Source organism: Acinetobacter sp., from assembly GCF_045628685.1.
Classification (GTDB): Bacteria; Pseudomonadota; Gammaproteobacteria; order Pseudomonadales; family Moraxellaceae; genus Acinetobacter.
Genome location: NZ_JAZQPV010000113.1, coordinates 1 through 5,065, shown reverse-complemented (window position 1 = coordinate 5,065; position 5,065 = coordinate 1). Strand labels below are relative to the sequence as shown.

At 49.9% G+C, this 5,065-nt stretch carries 9 protein-coding genes; 8 read left to right on the top strand and 1 reads right to left on the bottom strand.

What is annotated here, in order from left to right:
* Positions 1–67: 67 nt before the first annotated feature.
* From ACKI4H_RS14595 to ACKI4H_RS14585, 3 genes are read left to right on the top strand one after another with little or no spacing between them, the layout of a single operon-like run.
* Positions 68–1,168, top strand: a complete 1,101-nt coding sequence (locus tag ACKI4H_RS14595) for a hypothetical protein (protein WP_407306978.1) — start codon at positions 68–70, stop codon at positions 1,166–1,168.
* A 20-nt stretch (positions 1,169–1,188) separates the two neighbouring features.
* Positions 1,189–2,328, top strand: coding sequence for a hypothetical protein (locus tag ACKI4H_RS14590; protein WP_407306976.1), 1,140 nt, complete (start codon positions 1,189–1,191; stop codon positions 2,326–2,328).
* A 51-nt stretch (positions 2,329–2,379) separates the two neighbouring features.
* The gene (locus tag ACKI4H_RS14585; RefSeq protein WP_407306974.1) at positions 2,380–2,742 is read left to right on the top strand and encodes a hypothetical protein; all 363 of its coding nucleotides are present in this window, start codon (positions 2,380–2,382) and stop codon (positions 2,740–2,742) included.
* Positions 2,743–2,986: 244 nt separating this feature from the next.
* Here ACKI4H_RS14585 and ACKI4H_RS14580 read toward each other — a convergent pair whose 3' ends face one another.
* The gene (locus tag ACKI4H_RS14580) at positions 2,987–3,241 is read right to left on the bottom strand and encodes a hypothetical protein (RefSeq protein ID WP_407306972.1); all 255 of its coding nucleotides are present in this window, start codon (positions 3,239–3,241) and stop codon (positions 2,987–2,989) included.
* Between the two features lie 108 nt (positions 3,242–3,349).
* Here ACKI4H_RS14580 and ACKI4H_RS14575 point away from each other — a divergent pair, with 108 nt between their 5' ends.
* From ACKI4H_RS14575 to ACKI4H_RS14555, 5 genes are all read left to right on the top strand, one after another.
* Positions 3,350–3,514, top strand: coding sequence for a hypothetical protein (locus tag ACKI4H_RS14575; protein ID WP_407306970.1), 165 nt, complete (start codon positions 3,350–3,352; stop codon positions 3,512–3,514).
* A 2-nt stretch (positions 3,515–3,516) separates the two neighbouring features.
* Positions 3,517–3,768 (top strand): hypothetical protein, encoded by a 252-nt coding sequence (locus ACKI4H_RS14570; protein ID WP_407306968.1) that lies wholly within the window; start codon positions 3,517–3,519, stop codon positions 3,766–3,768.
* The gene (locus tag ACKI4H_RS14565; RefSeq protein WP_407306966.1) at positions 3,768–4,199 is read left to right on the top strand and encodes a hypothetical protein; all 432 of its coding nucleotides are present in this window, start codon (positions 3,768–3,770) and stop codon (positions 4,197–4,199) included. Before ACKI4H_RS14570 ends, ACKI4H_RS14565 begins: the two co-directional genes overlap by 1 nt.
* 69 nt (positions 4,200–4,268) lie before the next feature.
* Positions 4,269–4,472 carry a DUF6171 family protein gene (locus ACKI4H_RS14560; RefSeq protein ID WP_407306964.1) on the top strand — a complete coding sequence of 68 codons (204 nt, stop codon included), beginning with the start codon at positions 4,269–4,271 and terminating at the stop codon, positions 4,470–4,472.
* A gap of 11 nt (positions 4,473–4,483) precedes the next feature.
* Positions 4,484–5,065, top strand: a 582-nt coding sequence (locus ACKI4H_RS14555) for a hypothetical protein (RefSeq protein WP_407306962.1), incomplete at its 3' end; no start/stop codon positions are given.

Below are 5,065 nucleotides of genomic sequence, written 5' to 3'. Positions count from 1 at the left end.
AGGTTTAAACCTGCAGTTGTTAGTATTTGTAAACTTGTAGATAGAATATGTTTCATAGGAGCTCCTTATGCGTATTTATTTGTGCGGCGGCGCGGTTCGTGATGAGTTGTTGGGCTTGACGCCGAAGGACTTTGATTATGTTGTTGTCGGTGCTACGCCGCAAGACATGATCGAACAAGGCTTCGAGCAAGTCGGTGCCGACTTCCCAGTCTTCTTGCATCCCAAAACCAAAGACGAGTACGCCTTGGCCCGCACCGAGCGAAAGTCAGGTACTGGCTACCATGGCTTCGTCGTTGACTTCGACCCCAACATCACCGTGGAAGACGACTTGTGGCGTCGTGACTTGACCATCAATGCGATGGCAAAATCCGCGGACGCCACAATCATCGACCCCTTTGGTGGTCAAGGTGACTTGACCACCAAGACGTTGCGCCACGTTTCTCCAGCCTTTGCTGAGGACCCGTTGCGCGTCATCCGATTGGCACGCTTTTACGCTCGCTACAGCGACTTTTCGATGGCAACCACGACGATCGCGCTGGCACAGGAAATCGTGACTGCCGGCGAGTTGGATCACTTACCAAACGAACGGTTCTGGGCCGAGTTGGAGAAGGTAATGGGTGAAAAACGCCCTGACCGCTTCTTCATGGCGTTGTTGACCTTCGGCGCTGATAAGCAGGTGCGTTTCTTCCGCGAGCTGTACGGTGCCTTGGACGTTCAGTGCATTGCTAAGATGATGCAGGTTTCTGACATTGTAACTCAGCAGATCGAGGCCCCTGCTGATCGCTTGATGTTCCACACCGCGATGTTTGCTTTGCATGCCTCACGCACTATCAAGACCGCACCGAGTCGCACGCAAAAGTTGTACGAGAACATTGAGACAGTTCGCCAGATGGGCCCTGCAACCGTCGATGGTGTCTTTGAAATCTTGAAGCGCGCGAAGGCATGGTCACAGGGCACCGAGATGGACGACTTGATTAAGGCTGTTGAGATGTTAGCAGCTTCTGACGAGCCGTTGTACGTGAGCGCGGGCATGTTGCGGGCAGCTGTAACCGAAACGAAGAAGGTCATGGCTGAGGAGTTCGCTCCCAAGTTCGGTGGTAAAGCACTGGGCGAAGCTATTGAGAAAGGCAGGAAATCCAAAATTGCTTCAATTTTGGCCATCAAATAAATCAAACCATTAGGAATTTTATGAAACAAATTTTATTAGTTTTAGCGCTGAGCGCTACGCTTCCCGCGCTCGCTCAGCAGGCGCCACAATCAAATACTGTTGGCGATAACAGTAAGGTGGATCAACAAATCATCGGCGACACCACATCGACAGCTGATCACACGAACAGCGTCTCGACCCAGCTGGGCAACAGCGCGAACAATAATGGAGCGAGCATCGACACCAAGGTTGACACTCGCGACCAGAACACGAACAATGTCAGCAGCGGGGCTAACGCGTTCGGAAATCAATCGGACAACAAATCCAGCGCTACTGCCTCGAATGGTAATCAAACCCTTGGCCAGGCCAACACCGGCAACAGCACGATCGGTAATACGACCAGCTCAAGCGGCGGTAATGTTCTGGGTGGAGCATCAGCTACCACAGGGCCCAACGCTAACCTCAACACGAACACCAATGCCGGCGGCTCTGCAACCACCAACGGAAGTAACGTTGGCATCAATGGCCAGGAGCAGGGGATAAACCACAGTGGTAATGCTGACGTAAAAACCAGCAACAGCCAAGGGCAGTCTAGCGCGAATCGCAACACGCAGAATACATCTGCAGGCAATGGAGCTGGTTCCGGCAATATGACGTCCAACACCACCAACGTAGACGCTGCTGACCGCAGCTCAACCAACTACCGTGCAACAGCTTGGGCGCCAGTTATTCTAGGCCAAGCTGCACCAGCCCTAGCTGCTGGCAATGTAATCATTTACCCTGGGCAATGCGGCCCGCGCCATGAACTGAGAAAGATCGATGTGACAACCACTCACCATGGCGTTATTTGGGATAGTGAGAAAAAACAAGGCTTCGACTACAGCATTGTTCCAGCAGAACATCCATTCATCGAACGCGGCGAGTACCTGATGGGCCATCAGGTCATAGAATACACTGCAATAATTGGTACATCAAGTGGTGGTTCGTTCTCGCTAGGCGGCTTCGGTTCTGGTGGTCAGGCGGCGCAGGGTGGGGCAGCTTCGAATGGTCAAGTTCAACAAATCGTCCAGCGCGTTTCACTTCGTGAATGCGTTTATGCAACTCGCAAGACGACACCGGAAATTGAAATAAAAGAGCGTGTCATCCTCAGAGAAGTTCCTGTAAAGAAACCTCTCGAATAATTCAAAAATAAAACGGCAAACTTTTCAAGTTTGCCGTTTTAGGAAAAGAATATGCTTTCAATTATTGTTAACGTCGCACTTGCTACGTTATGTGTCATCAGTCCTGTAGAAACCCAAGAGTGTTATCCCGTTCTAATTGGTGGTGACACACCAAAGGGTGAGTTTCAATTGCAACAGCGATTAACAGACGCAAAGGGATATGGTGGAGATGTTCTTCAATTTAAGGAAGAAGGTGAAGAAATCTTTGCAATTCATCGCGTGTGGACTCTCCGCCCTTGGGAGAAGCGACAGGAGCGATTAAACAGTCCTGATCCAAAAATGAGAAGGATCACACGCGGTTGCATCAATGTTGATCCAGAAATTTACGAAAAACTAGTTGATTGCTGCTCTGCAGCTAAGTTAACTATTGAGTGACTTTTTGCATTTCAGATTCACCTGGGACACCCAGTCATACTCAGTAAAATTAGTGTAACACCTTACACTAATAAAGCGCGAATAACTCTGGGTGTCCCAGGTGAGACCTGTTTAAGCTAACACTACGCTATATTAAAAATGCTATAATGTACCTATTATTAAAAGGAGTATTAAATGAGTAATCTGTTAATAGCGTTGCTCGTTGGAGCAGGCATTGTTGGCGTAGTTTTGATTCATGGCGCACTCAACGCCCGGCGCGAAAAGAAACTGCGCGAGGTACGCGAGCGCATGGAATCTGCGCTTGCTGGCGTAACCATGCTTGCAGCACGGGCTCGTAACAATCGCAGTGCCGCCTCACCGGTTTCATCAACCAAGACTCAATCGTCGAACCAATCGTCAAGTTCACCATCAATGAATTACACAAACCCAAGCTTCGACACGACTGCTGTGCCGACGATGAACTGGGGCGATAATGACGATCATCACAAGTCGACGACAAAGTTTCATGGTGGCGGCGGAACGTTTGATGGTGGTGGTGCAAGCGGTGATTGGGATAAACCAATGAGCCACAGCCATTCTAACCATGACGCCAGTGGGCATTCCTCACATGATTCAAGCTCGTCCAGTTACGATTCAAGCTCGTCGTCATCTGACACGAGTTCTTCAAGTTACGACTAACCCAGATGTGGGAGCGACGCGTCGCGCGCCACCAAAAAAGCTTCGCGCGCATGCACGTGTAGTTCGCGCTTCGCGTTATAATGGAGAGAGATGAACATGGGCAGCATTCAAACCAAATTCAAGTTGCTAGCCGCAGAGGTCAATGAGCAGCATTACTACCCTCAGCTCTTCGCTGAAATACTAGTGGCCCACGACATGGGCCCTGATGGCATCGCCAGCGAGTCCTACGAAGACAAGAAAATTATTCACATGTGCCACGACTTCTGGGAAGCTCTTCCCGATTCACCTTCAATCCGGCGTGAGCCGTTTTTCGCGCTGTGTAACATCGCTGAAAGGATCTTTGACTGATGGGTATCATCAAGATCTATGAGCGAGGTTCAAAGAAAGTGAAGAAGAAGCCAGGCTGGAAGGAACGTGAGGCTGAGGAGAAGGCCTGGCTTGATGGCATCAACAAGATGAAACTGCTGCCAAGCAACAAGAAGGTGAAACACACAAACTCACCAGCGCCAAAGAAGATGCCTTCACTTCGCGTTGAGCTAGAAACCAAGCAACGCACATCAGGCGAGTCAGTGGTAGTTCCAGGTATTGCAGGCACAACGAAGAAAGTAATGCGTCCTGAGATTGAGTACAAGGATAATCCTGAAATGCTTGAACGCGAGTTAAAGGCCCGCGAGCGTGTATTCCCAGTTGCGCCTGGGTATAATAAATCCGGTGATATGCTAGTGACGCCTGAGATGATGAAAGATATTAGGACTGGCGGCGGACGACGCCGCTCATAACTGAAAAGGATTACAACATGCTGACCATCGCCGTTGTCGTATTCATCGCTCTCATTATCTGGGCTATTCATGAGTCGACTTAAGGAAATCGCGAAGGACCTCATTACAGGTAAGATCGTTCTCTCTGAGGCCGAGCTTGCCAACGAACGTATCAAGGTTTGCCAAGAGTGTGATGCATTTCGTAAGATGACGAGAACTTGCTCTGTTTGCAATTGCTTTATGGATTTAAAAACAAAGATGCTCCATGCGAGCTGCCCTATTGAACTTTGGTAAGAGAGAAAAATATGACAACGTGCTACATCGTCGAGGTGAAACTCGACGGCAAAATCTGTTACATGGGCCAAGGTGGCCACATTGGCAGTATCCCCAAGTTCTTCAACGCTGCGCCTCGCGTAAAGAACCTGCTGCTTGAAAACAGAACAGCGTATGGGAACTTGAAATTCAGCAGCGCATCCCACAAAGACAAAACCACCGTCATCCAGATCAAGAACTTGGAATTGGGTCTCAAGGGTTCTTTCGCGACGCTGATGACCTACGACGAGTTCATGGCCCGTGACTTCTCTGCCAGTGGACTGAAAATTCCGAACAACCCGCGTGCAATCTACATGATCGAGCTTGCACAACCTGCACTGCAGCTCGCAGAAAAGACGACGCCAAGCTACGTGAAGCTGGCCGGCAAAGGGCGCCACCACAAGTTCGGTCATCAATGGAACACTGGTGGACATCTTCGTTCCCACATCACAAGCCGATTTGGCCGTTTGAGCACCACCTACAAGGGCGCGAAGGTCCTTGAGATTGAGATGAACGATGATGGCTTCACACCGAAGCAGGTGAAGACCTATCCGATCCTTGACTTCTACTGCGCG

Coding starts and splice junctions, on each gene's coding strand:
- ACKI4H_RS14595 (WP_407306978.1), top strand. CDS start 68: ATGCGTATTTATTTGTGCGGCGGCGCGGTTCGTGATGAGTTGTTGGGC.
- ACKI4H_RS14590 (WP_407306976.1), top strand. CDS start 1,189: ATGAAACAAATTTTATTAGTTTTAGCGCTGAGCGCTACGCTTCCCGCG.
- ACKI4H_RS14585 (WP_407306974.1), top strand. CDS start 2,380: ATGCTTTCAATTATTGTTAACGTCGCACTTGCTACGTTATGTGTCATC.
- ACKI4H_RS14575 (WP_407306970.1), top strand. CDS start 3,350: ATGATTCAAGCTCGTCCAGTTACGATTCAAGCTCGTCGTCATCTGACA.
- ACKI4H_RS14570 (WP_407306968.1), top strand. CDS start 3,517: ATGGGCAGCATTCAAACCAAATTCAAGTTGCTAGCCGCAGAGGTCAAT.
- ACKI4H_RS14565 (WP_407306966.1), top strand. CDS start 3,768: ATGGGTATCATCAAGATCTATGAGCGAGGTTCAAAGAAAGTGAAGAAG.
- ACKI4H_RS14560 (WP_407306964.1), top strand. CDS start 4,269: ATGAGTCGACTTAAGGAAATCGCGAAGGACCTCATTACAGGTAAGATC.